Below are 1,561 nucleotides of genomic sequence, written 5' to 3'. Positions count from 1 at the left end.
TCAACGCTTGGGTCGAGGAAGCGACGGCAGGAATGGTGAGCAACGTTGAGAGCGTCGCCGGGGGCGACGTGCATGACGCACCACGCATGGCCGACATGCTGTCGGCGTTCGACTGGAGCACGACTTCGCTCGGCCCGCGCAGCGATTGGCCTGCCTCCTTGCGCACGGCGGTCGACATCATGATGGCATCGGGTCACGCCATGTGTCTGGCATGGGGACCGGAGCGCACGTTCCTCTACAACGACGCCTACGTGCCCATCCTCGGCAAGCGCCATCCGTTCGCCTTCGGCGTGACGTTCGCCGAGGCGTGGCCCGACGTGTGGGACGAGATCAAACCGCTCGTCGACGCGACCTTTGCCGGAGAAACCTCGACATTCCGTGACATGCCGTTGCTGATGACGCGCAACGGCTATCCGGAAGACACCTGGTGGAGCTTCTCCTACTCGCCGGTGCGCGGTGAGAACGGTGAGGTAGCCGGTCTGCTTAACGTGACGCTGGAGACGACCGACCGCGTCACGGCGAAGCGCGACCGCGATGCCGCAACTGGCGAGCTACAGCGCAGCGAGGCCAAGTGGCGCCAGCTGTTCGAAACGCTGGAGGAAGGCTTTGTCCTCGGCAAGGTCGTGCGCGACGGCGCAGGCGAGATCATCGACTGGTGCTATGAAGAGGTGAACGACGCCTGGTACGATCTGGTGGGGATCGAACGCGGGTGCGCTGTTGGCAGAACGATCCGCGAGGCCTTCCCAGGCATCGAGGACGAATGGGTGCTGGAGTTCGCCCGGGTCGTCGAGACGGGCGAGGCGATCCGCTTCACTCGGCAGGTCGGCAACCTTCGGCGCTGGTATGACGGTGTATGTCAGCCTGCAGGGGCCGATCACTTCACGGTCCTGTTTCTCGAGGTCACGGATCGCGTCCATGCCGATCAGCGTCGTGAAGCGCTGGCCGAACTCGGGCGGATGCTGACCGCGATTGATGATCCCGAAGATATTGTGCGGGCGGCAACCGCACTGATCGGTCGCACGCTTGATGTGGGGCGGGTCGGCTTCGGCACGGTCGGGGAGGACGGTGAGACGTTCGTCGTCCCGAACGACTGGACGGCGACGGACTATCCGACGCTCGCCGGCACCTACCGCATGGACGACTATGGCGCCTATGCGGAGGACTTGCGCGAGGGACGAACGGTGGTCATCCCCGACATCCGCCTCGATCCGCGCACGTCTGGCGATACCGCGCCGCTGGAAGCCGTCGCGGTGCGCAGCCTCGTCAACCGGCCCGTTCGGGAGAAGGGGCGAACCGTTGCCATCCTCTACATCAACGATGGTGCGCCACGCGATTGGACGCCCGAAGAGGTCCAGTTCATTGCCGATGCCGGCAACCGGACCTGGACCGCGCTCGAACGACGGCGGGCTGAGAAGGAGGCCAGGGAAACGGCCGCCTTCCTGAGCAGCGTGCTTGGCGCCTCGACCGACTGCATCAAGGTGGTCGAGCTGGACGGCAGCCTGTCCTTCATGACCGATGGCGGCATGAAGGTCATGGAGATCAGCGACTTCAACACGGTGCG

1 protein-coding gene is annotated in these 1,561 nt (G+C 64.9%); it reads left to right on the top strand.

The window, feature by feature from the left end; genetic code table 11:
- Positions 1-32: 32 nt before the first annotated feature.
- Positions 33-1,561: GAF domain-containing protein (locus U1700_RS14430; protein ID WP_332753389.1), on the top strand; the 1,529-nt coding region annotated here is incomplete at its 3' end.

This window comes from Sphingomonas sp. RB1R13 (assembly GCF_036663775.1).
Lineage (GTDB): Bacteria > Pseudomonadota > Alphaproteobacteria > Sphingomonadales > Sphingomonadaceae > Sphingomicrobium.
This window is presented reverse-complemented; position numbering and strand designations above follow the sequence as displayed.